The following is an 18,074-nucleotide window of genomic DNA, read 5'->3' as shown; positions in this document are numbered from 1 at the left end:
AAAAAAATGTTTTTCCTGTACAATCTGGCCTCTTTAATAGCCTCCCTTAGTGTTGTGGTATGCAGGTAAAAGATTTTCATTTTGAACTTCCTGAAGAATTAATTGCTAGTTTTCCGTTGGAGCAGCGTTCTGCTAGTCGTTTGTTGTGTCTTGATGGCGATAGCGGCGAGCTGTCACACCGTGGTTTTACGGATATATTGGATCTGCTAAACCCCGGCGATTTGATGGTGTTTAATAACACCCGTGTGATTCCTGCCCGTTTGTTTGGTGAGAAGGCGACGGGTGGCAAAATTGAAGCCTTGATTGAACGTGTATTGGATCAGCATCGTGTGTTGGCTCATGTGCGTTCTAGTCGCTCTCCTAAACCGGGTGCAGAGCTGCTTTTTGAAGGTGGTGCCAAAGCCGTCATGATTGGCCGTCATGAGAACCTTTTTGAGCTCGAGTTCTGTGGCGACACACCTGTTTTTGACTTATTAGAAGCGCATGGCCATATGCCGTTGCCTCCCTATATGAAGCGGAATGATCAATTAGAAGATAGAGAACGTTACCAAACGGTCTATAACGAAAAACCAGGTGCGGTTGCCGCGCCAACGGCGGGGTTGCATTTTGATGAAGCTTTGCTGGCAAAGTTAGATGAAAAAGGTATTGAAAAAGTCTTCGTAACCTTGCATGTCGGCGCTGGAACCTTTCAGCCCATGAAGGTTGAGCGTGTTGAAGACCACGTTATGCATGCAGAATATATTGAGGTTTCCCAAGAAGTCTGTGATGCCGTTAAAGCAACGCGTGCGCGAGGTGGAAGGGTGGTCGCTGTGGGTACAACCAGTGTCCGCTCTTTAGAAAGCGCTAGTCAAAATGGCGAGATTGAGCCTTTTTATGGGGATAGCTCCATTTTTATCTTCCCAGGATATCAGTTTAAAAGCGTTGATTTGCTAATAACTAACTTCCATCTGCCTGAATCTACGTTGTTGATGCTGGTCAGTGCATTTGCTGGTTACACCCATACGATGAATGCTTATAAAGTTGCCGTTGAGCAGCAGTATCGATTTTTTAGCTACGGTGATGCCATGTTTATCAGCCGTAAAACAGATAATACGGAGGCTTTGTGAGTCGTCAGTGCTTTATGAAATTTGAAAAAATCGCGACTCAAGGAAAAGCGCGTCGTGGTCGATTAACCTTTCCTCGCGGTGTGGTTGAGACCCCAGCTTTTATGCCGGTAGGTACGTACGGTACGGTGAAAGGGATGCTGCCTAAAGATATCGAAGCGATTGGTGCGCAGATTATTTTAGGTAATACCTTTCATTTAATGTTGCGCCCAGGTACAGAGATTGTACGTTTGCATGGTGATCTCCATGACTTTATGCAATGGCAGGGGCCGATCCTTACCGACTCTGGCGGCTTTCAGGTGTTCAGCTTGGGTAAGATGCGCAAAATTACTGAGCAGGGTGTGACTTTTCAATCACCGGTCAATGGCTCAAAAGTATTCATCGATCCTGAGCGTTCCATGGAAGTTCAGCGTGAGTTGGGCTCTGATATCGTGATGATTTTTGACGAGTGTACTCCTTACCCCGCGACGGAAACGGAGGCAGCAACCTCCATGCGTTTATCACTGCGTTGGGCAAAGCGCTCCAAAGAGGCTCATGGTGATAGCCCGTCGGCGCTCTTTGGGATTGTTCAGGGTGGCATGTACGAACATCTACGGGATGAGTCACTGGAAGGTTTAACTGAGATCGGTTTTGATGGTTATGCGATCGGCGGTTTATCCGTTGGTGAGCCAAAAGATGAGATGGTCAAGGTGTTGGACCATTTAGCTCATCGGATGCCAGAGGATAAGCCGCGTTATTTGATGGGGGTCGGTAAACCAGAAGACTTGGTTGAAGGCGTGCGCAGGGGTGTCGATATGTTTGATTGCGTTATGCCAACCCGAAATGCACGCAATGGACATTTGTTTACCGATACAGGGGTTGTAAAACTAAGAAATGCCTCCAATAAAACAGATACACGTCCTCTGGATGAAACCTGTGACTGTTATACCTGTCAGAACTTCAGCCGCGCTTACTTGCATCATTTAGATAAGTGTAAAGAAATTCTAGGGTCTCAGCTGAATACTATCCACAATCTTCGCTATTATCAGCGCTTGATGGCGGGTTTGCGTGAGGCGATTGAACAGGGTAAATTGGACGACTTTGTAACCGAATTTTACCGTAAGCGTGGGATGGATGTTCCGCCGCTTGCTGATAATTAATTTTTTCTTTCATAGAGTTAGGAGTAGCAATGAGCTTCTTTATTTCACCAGCTTACGCTGAGGCAGCAGGCGCTGCAGGAGAGATGAACCCAGGAGTGTTGAACGTTGTCTTTTTGGTGGGCTTTGGCCTGATCTTCTATTTCTTTATGTGGCGCCCTCAAGCAAAACGCGCCAAAGAGCATAAGGAGTTGCTTGCAAGCCTGTCGAAAGGAGACGAGGTATTAACTGCAGGTGGTATCTTAGGTAAAGTCGTTAAGTTGAATGATGATTATGTAGTACTTGAAGTGAGTGAAGGCACAGAGCTGACTTTCCAGAAAGCGCATGTCTCTGCTGTGCTTCCTAAAGGTACTCTGAAAAGCATTTAATCTGAATGTTTGTTTAAAACGCCACTCACCAGTGGCGTTTTCGTTTGTTTAAAGGACCGGGCACCATGCTCAACCGTTACCCTCTGTGGAAAAATCTACTGATTATTTTTGTGCTGCTGATAGGCGCACTTTATGCAGCTCCTAACCTCTACCCCGAAGATCATGCTGTCCAGATTTCTGGTACGCGTGATATCTATCAGGTGGATCAACCTCTGCTTGATAGCGTTACAGCGGCGCTTGATCGGGAAGGGATCGCTTATAAATCTACAGAGCTGGATAACAATAATGGCCTGATCCGGGTTTCTGATGGCGAAGCACAGCTTAAAGCGAAGAAAGTTATTAGCTCGGTATTGGGTGATAACTATGTGGTTGCTCTCAATCTTGCGCCAACCACACCGGATTGGCTGACATCCGTCGGTGCAGGCCCAATGAAATTAGGATTGGATTTGCGTGGTGGTGTTCACTTCCTTATGGAGGTGGATATGATTCAGGCGGTATCTCAGCGCTTAGATGTCTATGTCTCTGAAATTAAAACCAAGTTCCGTCAGGAAAAATTACGTTATCGCTCAGTGGACCATCGTGATGATGGCAGTCTGGCCGTGAAATTTGCTGATAGTGAATCCCGGGATAAAGCAGCGGTGTTGCTGCGTAAAGATTACGTTGAATTTTTGATTGATAGTATCGACGATGATTCGGGTAACTATCTAACGATCACGCTAACCGAGCAGACAATACGGTCTATCGAGGATTATGCAATCAAGCAAAACTTGACGACCTTGCGTAATCGTGTGAATGAGCTGGGTGTGGCAGAGCCTTTGGTTCAGCGTCAGGGACGTAACCGCATTGTGGTTCAGTTACCGGGTGTACAAGATGCTGTTGCAGCTAAGCGTATTATCGGTAAAACGGCCAATTTGGAGTTCCGTCTTGAAGCGAAGACGGATGCTAATCGGGCACTTACAGAGACCTATGAGTTCCGCAGTGAGCCGGGTAGAAGTGCGACTATAGAAAAAGACATCATCATTACCGGAGCCAGTGTCGCAAATGCACAAGCCTCGTTTGATGAGAATGGCCAGCCTCAGGTAAATATTACCTTAGATAGTAAAGGTGGTCAGTTGATGAGCCGTACGACGAGTAATGCCGTGAAGCGTCGTATGGCCGTTCTTTTTGTTGAGCACAAGTCGCGCACATTATTCGAGACAGTGGATGGTGTACAGGTCGAAAAACGTGTGCCTTACGTGGAGAAGAAGATTATCTCTTTGGCAACGATTCAGTCAGTACTGGGCTCCCAGTTCCGTATCACCGGCTTAGATGGTGCGGGTGAATCATCAGAGCTAGCTTTGTTATTGCGTGCGGGGGCATTGGCTGCGCCAATCTACTTTGTTGAAGAGCGTACGGTTGGGCCAAGCCTTGGTGCTGAAAACATCGAATTGGGCGTTACCTCAGTTCAGATAGGTTTTGCTTTAGTACTGATGTTTATGGCTGTGGTTTATCGCGTGTTTGGTTTGTTGGCGAATATTGCTTTGTGTGTCAATTTGGTCTTGCTGGTGGCGGTTATGTCGTTGTTGTCAGCGACGCTAACATTGCCCGGTATCGCTGGTATTGTTCTGACGGTTGGTATGGCAGTTGATGCCAATGTCTTGATTTTTGCTCGTATCAAAGAGGAGCTGAAGAATGGTTTGCCACCGCAATCGGCGATCAACTCGGGCTTTGAACGCGCATTTACCACCATTTTAGATGCCAATATCACCACCTTATTAGCTGCCGTCATCCTCTTTGCAATGGGTACGGGGCCAGTTAAGGGCTTTGCGATTACCTTGTCTGTAGGTATCTTGACGTCTATGTTTACTGCCATTTTGGTTACACGAGCGCTGGTCAATTTGACCTATGGTGGTCGTCAGCTTAAAACTCTGTCGATTTGAGGTATATGAAGATGTCTGAACAAAGCAAAACATACAACTTCATGGGCTTCAGAAAGCTAGCGACTTGGTTTTCGGCTATCTTACTGATTATCTCTATCGGCTCCATGGCTGTGCAGGGTATTAAGCTAGGTCTGGATTTCACCGGTGGTAGCTTGGTAGAAGTTGGTTATGAGCAAGATGCGGATTTGGGTAAGATTCGTACCCAACTACAAGCTGCTGGGTTTAACGATGCTGTCGTACAAACTTTTGGAGCACCGACCGATATTCTTATCCGCTTGGGGGCTGATCATGACCCTCAGTTGGGAGATAAAGTCTTAGCTGCACTGCAAGTGGATGAAGCGCAATCGATTGAGTTACGTCGTAATGAGTTTGTGGGTGCTCAGGTAGGTGAAGAGTTACGTGAGCAAGGCGGCTTAGGTCTGTTGCTCGCGCTCTTTATGATCATGGTCTATGTGGCTTTCCGCTTCCAGTTCAAATTTTCTGTTGGTGCGGTCGCGGCGCTGGCGCATGACGTGATCATCGTTGTTGGCTTCTTCTCTCTATTCCAGATCGAATTTGATTTAACCGTGTTGGCTGCTGTGCTAGCGGTCATTGGTTATTCACTTAATGATACGATCGTAGTTGCAGACCGTATTCGTGAAAACTTCCGTAAGATGCGTAAAGGCTCTGCGATTGAAATCATGGATACTTCATTGAGCCAGACACTAAGTCGTACCTTAATGACTTCATTCACAACATTGTTAGTGCTTGCTGCACTAGCGCTCTTTGGCGGAGAGATGATCCACGGTTTTGCTATAGCTTTGTTGGTGGGTGTGACCATTGGTACTTATTCATCAATCTATGTATCCGCAAATGCATTGATTATGATGGGTATTTGTAAAGAAGATTTGATACCTCCTCCTAAAGAGGATGAGGAAGGTGTTGACGAACTTCCTTAACGTTAATTTGAACACAGGCCGGCATCTTGCCGGCCTGTTTGTTTATACCCATACTGTAGGTGTGAACTTATATCAGTTGGAAAAATATTATGAGCGAAGAGTGGACCGAAAAGGATCCGGAAGCCCAGCGTGAAGCAGAAAAATACCAAAAGCCGGTTCCTAGTCGAGAATTTATTTTGGATTTTATGCACCGCTGGGGAGCACCCATTAGTCATAGCCGCCTTTGTTATGAACTGGAAATCTATGATGAAGAGTCGATCGAAGCGATCTCGCGACGCCTAAAAGCGATGTGCCGTGATGGGCAGCTAATGAGTAATCGCAAGAATGAATTTGGACTGATCCAGAAAATGGATCTGATATCGGCTAGAGTGATCGGCCATCGGGATGGGTTTGGTTTTGCAAAGCCGGACGGCAGTGGAGAGGACCTCTTTATCTCTCCCCGTCAAATGCGACAAGTGTTTGATGGTGATCGTGTTTTGGTGCAAGAGATTGGCGTAGATCATAAGGGACGCCGTGAAGGCAAAATTATCGAAGTGCTGGAGCATTGTACCCGTAAGTTGGTAGGGCGCTTTAAAGGGTCTAAGGGTTTTGGTCATATTCGCCCAGAGAATCAACGTATTACGCAGCAGGTGATGGTCATCGCTGATCCGGAAAGCGGTTTGGTTTATGAAGATGATCAGTTGGTGGTGGTAGAAATCACACAACAGCCGGGTAAGCGAAATATGCCCCAAGGGCGAGTTATCGAGGTGCTTGGCGATCATATGGCGCCTGGGATGGAGATTCAGGTTGCGATACATAATTACGGTATTCCTGATGAGTGGCCCGATGAGGTGCATCAACAGATAGGCGATTTGACGCCGGAGGTCGAAGAGTCGGCAAAACAAAATCGTATCGATTTACGCTCTCTACCCTTCGTCACTATCGATGGCGAGGATGCAAAAGATTTCGATGATGCTGTGTATGCTGAAGCTAAGCGTGGCGGGGGGTGGCGCTTGTGGGTGGCGATAGCCGACGTCTCTTGGTACGTAAGGCCCAATACGCCATTGGATCAGGAAGCCCATAAGCGCGGTAATTCGGTGTATTTCCCGGAGTTCGTCGTTCCGATGTTGCCAGAGCTGTTATCTAATGGTTTGTGTTCCCTCAATCCAAAAGTAGACCGGCTTGCAATGGTTTGCGAAATGACAATCAGTGAGGCAGGTAATTTATCGGGATTTCAGTTCTATGAAGCGGTGATCTGCTCTCAGGCGCGGTTAACGTATACCAAGGTGGGCGCTATGCTGATGGAGCCTGATTCTGAAGAGGGTCAAGCATGGCGCAAAGAGTACGCGAAGCAAGTGCCCCATTTAGAGTCTCTTTACAGCCTCTACTTTGCTTTGAGAGAAGCGCGGGAGAAACGCGGCGCAATCGACTTTGAAACCACCGAAAGCAGAATCATTTTTAGCGATCAACGCAAGATCGAGCAGATCGTCCCCGTTGTACGTAATGATGCCCACAAATTGATTGAAGAGTGTATGTTGTGTGCTAACGTGGCGACCGCAAGATTCTTAAGTACCGCCGAAATTCCTACGCTTTACCGTGTGCACGATGGGCCGAAAGTTGCCCGTCTAGAAAGCCTCAGGGCTTATTTGGGTGAGTTGGGATTAAACTTGCCAGGTGGTGAAGAGCCCGAACCCGCTGACTATCAACAACTGGCTGAGGTGATTGAGGAACGTCCTGACAGGCATGTTATTCAGACTATGATGCTGCGCTCCATGGCTCAGGCTGTTTATAGTCCAGAAAACCATGGTCATTTCGGACTGGCCTACGATGCCTATACCCATTTTACGTCGCCGATACGTCGTTATCCTGACTTGCTTGTACATAGAGCTATCCGCTCGCTTATTCATGATGGAAAGCAGCGTCGCACAACCCGTCAGCCTGATGATTTTGTTCAAAATTCGGACTTTAGCTACCGCTATACAACGGAACAGGTTTTACAGCTAGGTGAGCATTGCTCGATGACGGAGCGTCGCGCTGATGATGCTACGCGTGATGTCTTGGCGTGGCTTAAATGCGAGTTTATGCAGAGCGAAGTGGGTAAAGAGTATGAAGGGGTTGTTTCTGCCGTAACAGGATTTGGTCTCTTTATCGAGCTGGAGTCAGTATATGTAGAAGGTCTCGTGCACATTACTGGCTTACCGAGTGACTATTATCATTTCGACGCTGGTAAGCAACGCTTGGTGGGTGAACGAACGCGTAAAGTCTTTAAGTTGGGCGATCGCTTAAAAGTGCAGGTGGCTAGAGTTGATCTGGATGACCGCAAGATCGACTTTGAGTTGGTTGAGGTATTGCAACGGGCAAAAGCCCCCGCAACGGCGCGGGTGAGTAAACGCCAACTATTAGCTGAAGGTAAGCTGGCACCTTCGGGCGATAAGAAGAAAGCAGTGGGTGCAGGGCGAAGAGGTAAAGCGGCTTCTACTGGACATAAAGGATCGACCCACAAGAAAACACACCTGTCAGCGGCTGAGCGAGAATTGGCCAAGCTCTCAAAAGGGGGAGTGGGGAAAAGCAATAAAGCTAAAAAGCGTGTAGCAAAGAAAACTAAAGCTCGAACCGTTAAAAAATAACGAGCTGGTTGTTTAGGTTTACATATCGACAATTTGTTATAATCGGCCGCAAATTTAATTGTATGCTGTCGTGTGCAGCCAAGATTGGAAAATGATGAAAGAGATCATCCTGTTGACGATTTCCGGTGAAGACAAACCGGGAGTTACATCAAGTATTACGTCTATCCTCGCCGGCTTTCAGGTGAATATTTTGGATATCGGTCAGGCGGTGATTCACAATACTCTTTCGCTGGGGATTCTTATCGAAGTGCCTAAAGTGTCTGAGTCGTCACCGATTCTTCGTGATCTGCTGTTTAAAGCGCATGAGATGGATATGAAAGTGCGTTTTCAGCCGGTTGGGGAAGATGAATATGAAAACTGGGTGACAGGCCAAGGAAAGTCTCGGCACATTATTACGTTGTTGGCACGCAAAGTGACGGCTGCACACATCGCGACAGTTACCGATATTGCAGCACGACATGATCTAAACATCGATAAGATTACCCGCTTATCTGGACGCCTATCGCTCTCACATGAACAGGAGAATACAAAAGCGTGTGTAGAGTTTTCTGTGCGTGGGGCTTCTGATGACACCTCCCTCTTGCGAGAAGAGTTCTTGCGGGCGGCCAGCGAATTGGATGTAGACATCGCATTTCAGGAAGATAATGTGTTCCGCCGTAATCGTCGTTTGGTTGTCTTCGATATGGATTCCACGCTGATTGAAGCGGAGGTCATTGATGAGCTAGCGAAAGAGGCCGGTGTTGGAGATCAAGTGATCGCAATTACCGAAGCAGCTATGCGTGGTGAGATTGATTTTAACGAAAGTTTTCGACGCCGAGTTGCGCTTTTAAAGGGGTTGGATGCCGGTGTACTTGAGTCCATTTCCCAGCGCTTACCTTTAACAGAGGGCGCAGAAGAGTTGGTATCCAATCTTAAAGCTTTAGGCTTTAAAACAGCTATTCTTTCAGGTGGTTTCACCTATTTTGCTGAAGACCTACAAAGGCGCCTTGGCTTTGATTATGTCTATGCCAATCGTTTAGATATTAAAGATGGTGTCGTGACGGGGGAAGTTGTCGGTGAGATTGTGAATGGCGCTCGAAAGGCTGAACTTTTGAGGGAAATTGCTGCGCGTGAAGGTGTTTGCTTAGAGCAAACGATTGCAGTGGGAGATGGCGCTAATGACCTACCGATGCTGTCTATCGCTGGGTTGGGTATCGCCTTTAGAGCAAAACCGCTAGTCAGACAAAGTGCGAAGCAAGCCATATCCACTCTAGGGCTTGACGGTATCCTTTACTTAATCGGCTTTCGAGATCGTGACGCTATTCGTTAAGCTTAGAAAGATGGAAAAGCCAGCATAGAGCGCGCTGGCTTTTTTTTAGTTATCGAAAAAGTCATAATCCATTTTGTCGACCGGAGGCTGTAGATAGTAGCCTTGTATCAAACCAACGCCCGACTTCCATAGGCGACTCATCACTTTTGGGTTTTCTACTTGTGGAGCAATCGTGATTTTCCCTGCGGTTTTTAAGCCCTCAATCATCTCATTGAAGCTCTCATCGAGAGGGTCTGCATCGATCAATTCGTTGATAAATGAACCATCTAGCTTGACGTAATCGGCAGGAAGCTGACGTAAGACCTGCTTCGCATTGCTGGAGCAGCCATGATGTTTTATACAAATCAGGCAGTGCAATTTCTTTAGGCCGTCAGCAAAGCTTTGTGCGGCACTTAGATTGCTGGAGCACTCGTGCTCGCTGATCTGAAATACTAAATGATCCGCAGGCATACGCTGCTCTCTCAATAGATCGGCGAGCCATACCAGCATATCAGGATCGCGCCATGTTTGAGCAGTGACACTAATGAATAGGCGATGTTTATGCCCCTTATCTAGTTCGGATCTCAGTTGAAGAACACTTTGTTTGATAACCCAGCGATCCATACGAGTGCTCAGGTCTGCAAGAGCTATGGTATTTAGGAACAGTGACGGTGCCAGTTCGTTTTTTTTCTGATCGAGTAGGCGCAATAGAGCCTCGTAGTGGCTCATTTTGCTATTGTAGGAGAGTGGCACAATGGGTTGATAGAGTAGCTTAAACTGCTCGTTATCCACAGCTTTTTTCAGAGCTTCAATAGCTTTGGTGTTATCTTGCTCATCATGACCTCGGTCAGGAACATATAGCAGGGCTCCACTGCTTTTGTGTTTACCTGAGGCTACATGATCGGCGGCAGTTTTTGCTCTTGCTGTCAGCTCTTCTGCGTCGGGAGAGGTATCCGTAATGGTGGTTATCCCGATAGAGCAGATGAGTTTGATTTGTGTGCCCGCCATTGAGCAAGTGTGCTCTGTAATGCTCTTGCACAATCCCTCTGCTACCTGTACCGCTTTGTCTGGGTTCGGGTCTTGGAATATAACCGCATAGCTTGATTCGCCAATGCGTCCTTTTATATGCACAGGATTGAGTTGCTGTTTTAGTATGTCGGCGAGATCTCGTGCAGCATGGTCACATAAGTCTGCCCCAAACTGTGATTTCAGTGCTTGGTGGTTATTCAGTTCAATGTAAAAGAGATGGCAATCATGCCCACCTGTGAGCGCGGTTGTGATGGTTTCATCTAAGCGGCGGTTTAAAAATTGGCTGTTATACAGGCCGGTAATGGGGTCATGCTCACTAAATGATTTCTGTGTCTTTTGGATGTTCTCTGGTCGTACGGTTACCTGCACGCAAGGTTCATTATCCAAACGCGATTCTTGTAACTCTATATAAGCATTGAAATTAGAGTCGTCGGCCCGACAGCCTGTTAGTTGGAAAAGTAGTTCTTTGAGGTTCTCTTCAGCAAAAATTTTAACTTGTTGATGTAGTTCCTCTCTGTCTTCTGAAACGACGAACTGCTCGATTAATTTGCCTTCAAGCTTTTCTGGGCTTTCGTAGCCAAATAGCTTGGCAAAGGCACTGTTTGCTAATAACAGGCGCTCTGCATTAAAGTAGGCGATTGCCATAGTCGACCGTTCCATCAGGACTTTGCAGCGCTTTTCGGACTCTTTTAGTAGGGCTTCAGCCTGTCGCATGCGTCTTCGGTTTTCGAGATGCTCAAGCTCCCTTCGAATAGAGATAAGTAAGAGCTCTTTCTCTTCTAGCGGCACAACAGCTTGCATATTGGCTTTTAAGCCTTGTAGCAGGTAGCGGCTGTCGGCATGAGGAACCAGTTGAATAACGGGAATATCTTTGTCGAGGCGCTTTAAGTGGTGTAGGGCCTGCTTGACGGCCAAATCATCTCTCTCTGAGGTACAAATAATAAGATCCCAGGAACGCTCTGAAAGCGCTTCTAGAAGCTCGCTTTCATTGCTGATCTGTCTGCCTCTTGGAGCGAGGCGTGCGCCGCGCAGCAAAGAGATAATGGGGTCTGTCTCAGCAGGGCTGAGTCCAAGAAACAAAAGCTGAACATTTTTACGCAGTTTCTGGCGGCGCTGGTCTGACAAGCGTTGCAGAAGAGCATCCGATGTTGTGACGGCTTCTTTCATCCAAAGAGTTTCCAATCATCCAGTGACAAGTGACATTAGGTCATCAGCAAGTTTAGCTTTTTTATTGCTATATGTCAGGGGAAAGAAAATAAAGAAGTGTGGCAGGGGTAGGAGGATTCGAACCTCCGCATACTGGAATCAGAATCCAGTGCCTTACCGCTTGGCGATACCCCTACAGGAAAAATAGTAGCAATGGTGGCAATGGCGGGATTTGAACCTGCGACCCACGCATTATGAATGCGTTGCTCTAACCAACTGAGCTACATTGCCTGAGATGGCAGAAAGAGATGGCAGGGGTAGCAGGATTCGAACCTGCGCATGACGGGATCAAAACCCGTTGCCTTACCGCTTGGCTATACCCCTATCTCTTTTTTGAATGGTGGCAATGGCGGGACTCGAACCTGCGACCCACGCATTATGAATGCGTTGCTCTAACCAGCTGAGCTACATTGCCACATCGCATTCGAGGCGCGCATTATTCTCTGTTTTAGAAATTCTGTCAATACTAAGATGAGGAAAAATATAAGAATATTTTAAATTTTATAAAAAAATCGACCTGAGGCCGATTTTTTATCGAGTTGACTGTTACACGTTAAATCTAAAGTGGACAACATCCCCATCTTTTACAACGTATTCTTTGCCTTCCAGACGCCACTTTCCTGCATCTTTAGCACCTTGCTCGCCTTTGTAAGCGATAAAGTCGTCATAACTGATAACTTCTGCGCGAATAAAGCCCTTTTCAAAGTCTGTATGAATAACGCCTGCGGCTTTTGGGGCGGTTGCACCGACAGGAATAGTCCATGCTCGTACTTCTTTAACACCGGCAGTGAAGTAGGTTTGCAGCCCAAGTAGCTCGTAGCCTGCACGGATAACACGATCTAGGCCCGCCTCTTCCATACCTAAGTCGGCTAGGAACTCCTCTTTTTCCTCGTCGTCCAGCTCGGCAATTTCTGATTCCAGTTTGTTGCAGATAGCGACTACTTGAGCACCTTCTGATGCTGCAAACTGGCGGACTGCTTCAAGGTGTGGATTGTCTTCAAAGCCATCTTCATCAACATTGGCGATGTACATCGTTGGTTTGATGGTTAGCAAGTGGAAGGTTTTAACGATTTTCAGCTCGTCAGCATCAAAGCTCAAAGCGCGAGCGGCTAGGCCTTCGGCCAAATGAGGTTGTAAACGCTCAAGTAACGCTTTAGCTCTCACCGCGTCTTTATCGCCGCCTTTTGCGAGTTTCTGAACGCGTTGTAGCTGTTTTTCTATTGAATCTAGGTCAGCTAGGGCTAACTCAAAATTAATTGTTTCGATATCAGCTAGTGGGTCGATACAATTAGCTACGTGAATAACATTATCGTTTTCAAAACATCGAACAACATGGGCAATCGCATCGGTTTCACGGATATTGGCAAGAAATTTATTGCCAAGGCCTTCCCCTTTTGAAGCACCGGCTACAAGGCCGGCTATATCCACAAACTCCATCGTTGTTGGGAGAACGCGCTCAGGATTTACCAGCTCTGCTAATTTATCCAAGCGAGGGTCGGGCATAGGAACCATGCCTGAATTTGGTTCGATGGTGCAGAATGGGAAGTTCTCAGCATCAATGCCTGCTTTGGTCAGTGCGTTGAAAAGCGTTGATTTGCCTACATTTGGCAGGCCAACAATGCCACATTTAAAACCCATAGTTTATCTACCTTTTTAGTTAGCCTTTGATGCTGTGAAGCTTATTCATGGCTTTGTGCCAGTCGCCTTGAATGGCGTCTGGTAACTGAAAGAGTGCTTCGTCAATTGCGGTTTGTGTTTTGTCTCGTTCACTTATGGGGGCTTTAGTTAAAACAAAGCCTGCGACAGCGCTTGCATGCCCTGGGTGCCCAATACCTAACCTAAGTCGATAGAAGCCTTTGTTGTTCCCTAGTTTACTGATGATATCCCTAAGACCGTTGTGGCCGCCGTGACCGCCGCCAAGCTTAAATCGAGCTGTGCCGGGGGGAAGATCCAGTTCGTCATGAGCCACCAGAATATTTTCTGTTGGTATTTTATAAAAATTGGCAAGCGCTGATACAGCTTGTCCGCTCAGGTTCATGAAGGTGGTAGGGATAAGTAAATGAACGGTTTGCCCGTTAATGACGGTTTTTCCGTAGAGGCCGTGAAACTTTTTATCAGCCTGAAGCGAGATAATTTGCCGAGCAGCGAGCTGCTCGACAAATTCTGCCCCGGCATTGTGACGGGTATTTGCATATTGAGCTCCCGGATTTCCCAGGCCTACAATCAGCTGTATTTTGTCATTCATGCCGGAGCTAACGTCCTAAAACGCTTATTTAGCGGCGCGAGCACCACGTGGAGAGTATACGTAACCGATACCCTGGTCGTGATCTTCACCGCGACGTAGAGCTGCGATTTCAACACCTGCTGGCAAGTTGATGTCAGAAAGGTGAAGCATTTTGCCCGCTTCAGCATTGCTTAAGTCAACAACCAATGCTTCTGGCAGGTTCTCTGGCAAGCAAAGGATTTCAGCAACGTTTGCTTCAACAGCGAATTTAGCAGCAGCTTTAGAAGCAGCTGATTTATCAAAGTTCACAAACTGAATTGGAACCATGATTTTGATTTTGTTAGTTTTAGTGATGCGTTGGAAGTCAGCGTGCAGAATCATCGGCTTAGATGGGTGACGCTGTAGGTCCTTGATGATTACCTGTTCTTCTTTGTCACCTAATTTCAGTGTCAGGATAGAAGAGAAGAAAGATTGGTCATCTAGCAATTTCACTAGATCTTTGTTGACCATAGAGATGGCCTGTGGGTTTTTGCGCTTGTCACCACCGTAAACAACGCCGGGTACAAGGCCTTCGTGACGCAGGCGGCGGCTCGCACCTTTCCCCTGATCTTCACGAGTAACAGCTTCAACTACAAAATTAGACATTTTATTACCTATAAATAAATAAGCTGCAAAGCCCCGCGACCAGAGATTTGCAGCGATTTTAAAGCGCTTTTTTATGAACGCTTGTGCCCAACATGGGCGTCTTCTGTGCTTGTGCCTTAACGGAACATCGCACTGATAGATTCTTCGTTGCAGACACGGCGCACCGCTTCTGCCAACATCGGAGCGAGTGTCAACTGACGAATTTTGCTACAAGCTTGTGCTTCTTTCGTCAGAGGAATGGTATCTGTTACAACTAGCTCGTCGAGTGTTGAATTAGAGATATTATTGAGCGCTCCACCGGATAACACTGCATGAGTGGCATACGCTACAACACGTGCGGCCCCATTCTCTTTGAGTGCTTGTGCTGCTTTGCATAGAGTGCCTGCGGTATCGCACATATCGTCAACCAAGATGCAGGTACGGCCTTCAACATCACCAATGATATTCATAACTTGAGATTCGTTAGCGCGTTCGCGTCGTTTATCAATGATCGCCAAGTCGCAATCCAGTTGCTTAGCAACTGCGCGTGCACGAACTACACCGCCAACATCTGGAGAAACCACCATAGGGTTCTCGTATTGCTGGTCAATAATGTCGTCTAGTAATACGGGTGAGCCGTATACGTTATCAACAGGAACAGAAAAGAATCCCTGGATCTGGTCAGCATGGAGGTCGACGGTCAAAACGCGGTCAACACCAACCGCTGTCATCATGTCGGCGACGACTTTTGCGCTAATGGCAACACGAGCCGAACGGGGACGGCGGTCTTGGCGAGCATAGCCGAAGTAAGGAATAACGGCTGTTATTCGTGTGGCTGATGCGCGTCTCAAAGCGTCAGCTAAAACAATCAATTCCATTAGATTGTCATTAGTTGGCGCGCAGGTCGATTGAATAATAAAAACGTCTTTACCGCGGACGTTTTCCTGAATTTCGACACTGACCTCGCCATCGCTAAAACGGGCAACATGTGCTTTACCCATAGGAATATCGAGACGTTCGACGACTTTCATCGCCATCGCAGGGTTGGCGTTGCCAGTGAAGACCATCATTTTGGACATGCTGAGCACCTTTTCGGACTGTTCGGCTTTGGAGTTCATAGTTGGCTGGGAGTCCATCATTTCTCAATTGGCTGGGGTAGGAGGATTCGAACCTCCGCATACTGGAATCAGAATCCAGTGCCTTACCGCTTGGCGATACCCCAGTAATTTTCTGGGGTTTCACTCCCTAAAAAGAGGGCGCTATTCTCTTAAAAAGCGGCTTAAGGGTCAAGCCAAAATTGGAATATTGGTGGTTTTTTAATCAGTTTTTTGCCAGTTATTAATGATTAACGTAATCTTTAGGCCTTCCCGTGTCAGAATCAGTTTTTCAGGAAGGTTGATTGCGCCATTATTGGCGTAACGTGGGTAGGTGATCGTCCAACCAAGCTGGGTGAGTGTAAAGAGTCGATCGCCATCGAATGTTGCCTGATACTCATGTGCCGGTGAAGGGATTCCTTTTATCCAATAGTGTGCATCCCTAACGGGTAGGTCCCAGCCAAAGCGCAAGGCTAGCAATTCATCTGGACCGCCAGCAGAAATAGATTGTTCTCCGGGTACTTCCAATGATGCATAGTATTGGTCGCCTTGTAGGGAGGCACTTCCCTGACCTAAGGGACCTTGGATGTGCACGTTGAACTGATCAATATTTTGCTTCCAAGTGAAAGTTGCGGATAGTGACTCGGAAGGGGTACGCACACCGATTTTTCCGGTCGCCATCCAATGCTGAAAGCTGTTCAGATTGTCGCGTTGAGCTTGCCAAGCTTCGGGTTCAGAGGGTGTAGGTGTGGTTATTTTCGGTGCAAGACTACAACCACTAAATAACAGAGCTAATAAAGTAACGCTGAGAAGTTTGCTGGCAATGCTCATTTTGCATCCTTAAGCGATTGGATCATATCTTTCAAAAAGGGGTTGCCCGGGTATTTTTCTGAAAGTTCTTGAAAGATCTTACGTGCGCGCTCCACCTGATCTAGTTTTACTAAAACGGCGACTAAGTGACTGCCTACTTCTGGGTCAGGGTAGGCGGAATAAGCTTGTTCTAAATAAACCAGAGCTTCGTCAATGCGGTTCTGTTTATAGAGGTTCCAGCCCATTGAGTCGATAATGGCTGTTTCATCTGGCTTTAGTTGCAGTGCGCGGGTCAGTAGCTCGTGAGCTTCCATAATCCGATCGGTGTAGATCGTCAGGGTGTACCCCAGTGCATTTAGCGCCATGGCGTTATCAGGTTGCTGCTTAAGAATAAAACGAAACTCTTTTTCTGCCTGGGGCAGTTCGGCTTCAGGTCGTGACATAGCGCGTGCATAGAGTAGCGTAATGTCATCAGGGTAAAGTGTGAGTCCATTGTCCAGTTGTCCTATAGCCTCGTCCTTTAGGTCGGCACTGCGCAGCCAGTCGGCATAGAGGTTGATGAGACTAGGCCCTAATTCGGCATGTTTGTTTATGGCGGTTGTTAGTATTTGATCAATGCGTTGACGATGTTCCTCACCCTTGAGTAGCCCAGCTACGCGGGTGTACGCCTGAAGAATATTCGTACCATGTTCGACTTGAAGGTAATGGTCGATTGCTAACGCTTGGTTCTCTTGTTGCTCGGCAATGAGTCCGAGGTAGAAGTGAGCTGATGTATCGTCATCGCGATCTGCCAATGGCTCCAAAATGATGCGGCTATCTTCAAGGCGGTTATAATCTAAGGCCAGTAACGCTAGATAAAGGTGCAATTGCTGGTCATCAGGGAAATCCTGAATCAGTGCTTGGCTATTTCTGACGGCCGCCGAGTGTTTTCCGGCTTTGTATAGTACTTGCGTTTCAAGTACGGCTATCTGTTTATTGTCGGGTTGTTGTGCGGCTAGCTTGGATAGGATGGTTAGCGCTTCCTGATAACGTTTTAATTCTTTAAGCAAGTCTGCCTTTTGCAGCATCGCTGGAACGGCATCAGGAGCATACCGTAGTGATTGATCGAAGCTGTATAAGGCTTTGTCAGGATGAGACAGACGTCTTTCGATAACGCCTTTGGTTATCCACAATTCTGGCCGTTTAGGCGTGAGCTGTATCTGGCTATCCAGTGCATCATTTAGATCTTGTGCTTCGGGAATAGTTAGTTTTTCAGCGGCTGAGCTAATTAGCAGCAGTATTTGTCTGCTATCAGATACCAGTGCTCTTTCAATATAGGGTAAGGCTTGAGTGTATTTACCCTGATGAATAAACAAACCAGAGAGTAGTTCATAAGGCTCTAGGTCCTCTGGGTAATACTGGATCCAGATTTTTGCCGCTTGCTCAAGTCCTGCTTGATCTTTGGAGAACTGAGCGATGCGCGTTGCTCGTTGGATAATGCCACGATCGCCTGTGAGTTCGGCTTGTTTAAGGTAGTTCTTTAGCGATACATCATATTGACGTTGATGTCCCGCAAGTTCTGCCGCTAGCAGATCAAAGAGGGTCTCGCCGTTAAGTTCGCCGGGAGTATAGGTGGCAGCAGGATAGGTGATAGCGGTATTCGTTGGTGAGCTACCGGTGCGCAGGCTGCTGCATCCAGTAAGTAGGCCAGCGCTGATTAAAATAAAGCAGGTTAGTTTATTAAGCACGG

General features: G+C 47.1%; 14 protein-coding genes and 5 tRNA genes. 7 read left to right on the top strand and 12 right to left on the bottom strand.

The features are described from left to right. Positions 1 to 59: 59 nt before the first annotated feature. The 7 genes from queA to serB all read left to right on the top strand — a co-directional run bounded on the left by queA (position 60) and on the right by serB (position 9,379). Complete coding sequence (gene queA, locus F0U83_RS14605) at positions 60 to 1,106, top strand: tRNA preQ1(34) S-adenosylmethionine ribosyltransferase-isomerase QueA (protein WP_138987964.1); 1,047 nt, start codon at positions 60 to 62, stop codon at positions 1,104 to 1,106. A gap of 14 nt (positions 1,107 to 1,120) precedes the next feature. Continuing rightward, entirely contained in the window at positions 1,121 to 2,242 is a 1,122-nt protein-coding gene (gene tgt / locus F0U83_RS14600) for a tRNA guanosine(34) transglycosylase Tgt (protein ID WP_138987999.1), read from the top strand. Between the two features lie 29 nt (positions 2,243 to 2,271). Further along, positions 2,272 to 2,607, top strand: a complete 336-nt coding sequence (gene yajC / locus F0U83_RS14595) for a preprotein translocase subunit YajC (RefSeq protein ID WP_138987963.1) — start codon at positions 2,272 to 2,274, stop codon at positions 2,605 to 2,607. 65 nt (positions 2,608 to 2,672) lie between these two features. Then, positions 2,673 to 4,526 (top strand): protein translocase subunit SecD, encoded by a 1,854-nt coding sequence (gene secD / locus F0U83_RS14590; protein ID WP_138987962.1) that lies wholly within the window; start codon positions 2,673 to 2,675, stop codon positions 4,524 to 4,526. A gap of 11 nt (positions 4,527 to 4,537) precedes the next feature. Then, positions 4,538 to 5,464, top strand: coding sequence for a protein translocase subunit SecF (gene secF, locus F0U83_RS14585; protein WP_138987961.1), 927 nt, complete (start codon positions 4,538 to 4,540; stop codon positions 5,462 to 5,464). Between the two features lie 89 nt (positions 5,465 to 5,553). Beyond that, positions 5,554 to 8,070: a ribonuclease R gene (gene rnr, locus F0U83_RS14580; protein ID WP_138987960.1), complete on the top strand. Its 2,517-nt coding sequence runs from the start codon at positions 5,554 to 5,556 to the stop codon at positions 8,068 to 8,070. Between the two features lie 94 nt (positions 8,071 to 8,164). Then, positions 8,165 to 9,379, top strand: a complete 1,215-nt coding sequence (gene serB, locus F0U83_RS14575) for a phosphoserine phosphatase SerB (protein WP_138987998.1) — start codon at positions 8,165 to 8,167, stop codon at positions 9,377 to 9,379. 45 nt (positions 9,380 to 9,424) lie between these two features. On the opposite strand, the gene F0U83_RS14570 is transcribed toward serB, so the two are convergent. From F0U83_RS14570 to F0U83_RS14515, 12 genes are all read right to left on the bottom strand, one after another. Beyond that, positions 9,425 to 11,554: an EAL domain-containing response regulator gene (locus tag F0U83_RS14570; RefSeq protein ID WP_138987959.1), complete on the bottom strand. Its 2,130-nt coding sequence runs from the start codon at positions 11,552 to 11,554 to the stop codon at positions 9,425 to 9,427. 99 nt (positions 11,555 to 11,653) lie between these two features. Next, positions 11,654 to 11,728 (bottom strand) — tRNA-Gln (locus F0U83_RS14565). A gap of 19 nt (positions 11,729 to 11,747) precedes the next feature. Continuing rightward, positions 11,748 to 11,824, bottom strand: a tRNA-Met gene (locus tag F0U83_RS14560). Between the two features lie 18 nt (positions 11,825 to 11,842). Continuing rightward, positions 11,843 to 11,917: transfer RNA gene (locus tag F0U83_RS14555), tRNA-Gln, on the bottom strand. 14 nt (positions 11,918 to 11,931) lie between these two features. Further along, a tRNA-Met gene (locus F0U83_RS14550) sits at positions 11,932 to 12,008 on the bottom strand. 131 nt (positions 12,009 to 12,139) lie between these two features. Beyond that, positions 12,140 to 13,231, bottom strand: coding sequence for a redox-regulated ATPase YchF (gene ychF / locus F0U83_RS14545; RefSeq protein ID WP_138987958.1), 1,092 nt, complete (start codon positions 13,229 to 13,231; stop codon positions 12,140 to 12,142). A 19-nt stretch (positions 13,232 to 13,250) separates the two neighbouring features. Further along, on the bottom strand, positions 13,251 to 13,838 hold the full coding sequence (pth, locus tag F0U83_RS14540) for an aminoacyl-tRNA hydrolase (RefSeq protein WP_138987957.1): 588 nt from the start codon (positions 13,836 to 13,838) through the stop codon (positions 13,251 to 13,253). A gap of 24 nt (positions 13,839 to 13,862) precedes the next feature. Continuing rightward, positions 13,863 to 14,462: a 50S ribosomal protein L25/general stress protein Ctc gene (locus F0U83_RS14535; protein WP_138987956.1), complete on the bottom strand. Its 600-nt coding sequence runs from the start codon at positions 14,460 to 14,462 to the stop codon at positions 13,863 to 13,865. Between the two features lie 116 nt (positions 14,463 to 14,578). Further along, complete coding sequence (locus F0U83_RS14530) at positions 14,579 to 15,520, bottom strand: ribose-phosphate pyrophosphokinase (protein WP_138987955.1); 942 nt, start codon at positions 15,518 to 15,520, stop codon at positions 14,579 to 14,581. Between the two features lie 68 nt (positions 15,521 to 15,588). Then, a tRNA-Gln gene (locus F0U83_RS14525) sits at positions 15,589 to 15,663 on the bottom strand. 94 nt (positions 15,664 to 15,757) lie between these two features. Beyond that, entirely contained in the window at positions 15,758 to 16,366 is a 609-nt protein-coding gene (gene lolB / locus F0U83_RS14520) for a lipoprotein insertase outer membrane protein LolB (RefSeq protein WP_138987954.1), read from the bottom strand. Beyond that, on the bottom strand, positions 16,363 to 18,072 hold the full coding sequence (locus tag F0U83_RS14515; RefSeq protein WP_138987953.1) for a tetratricopeptide repeat protein: 1,710 nt from the start codon (positions 18,070 to 18,072) through the stop codon (positions 16,363 to 16,365). The genes lolB and F0U83_RS14515 overlap by 4 nt, the downstream gene beginning before the upstream one ends. Between the last annotated feature and the right edge of the window lie 2 nt (positions 18,073 to 18,074).

It is taken from the genome of Neptunomonas concharum (assembly GCF_008630635.1).
In the GTDB taxonomy this organism is placed as follows: Bacteria; Pseudomonadota; Gammaproteobacteria; order Pseudomonadales; family Balneatricaceae; genus Neptunomonas; species Neptunomonas concharum.
The sequence above is the reverse complement of the archived record's forward strand: the minus strand, read 5'-3'. Positions and strand labels throughout refer to the sequence as shown.